This window comes from Thalassobellus citreus (genome assembly GCF_044385915.1).
GTDB lineage: Bacteria > Bacteroidota > Bacteroidia > Flavobacteriales > Flavobacteriaceae > Thalassobellus > Thalassobellus citreus.
In genome coordinates this window covers 1-233 of the sequence record NZ_JBISCC010000008.1, presented here as the reverse complement: position 1 = coordinate 233, position 233 = coordinate 1, and the positions used below count along the sequence as shown (strand labels likewise).

At 46.8% G+C, this 233-nt stretch carries 1 pseudogene; it reads right to left on the bottom strand.

Features of this window, described 5'->3' with window-relative positions:
- A pseudogene (locus ACH5TX_RS00040) lies at positions 1-233 on the bottom strand (collagen-like protein); the annotation flags it as partial.

Here is a 233-nt window from a genome sequence, read left to right as displayed (position 1 = left end):
CATCTGCTCCGTCTAATCCTGCTAAACCTTGTATTCCTTGTATTCCTTGTATTCCCTGATCACCGGTATCGCCTTTGTCGCCTTTATCTCCCTTATCTCCTTTAGGACCTGTTGCTCCATCTGCTCCGTCTAATCCTGCTAAACCTTGTATCCCTTGTATTCCTTGATCACCGGTATCTCCTTTGTCGCCTTTATCTCCCTTATCTCCTTTAGGACCTGTTGCCCCATCTGCT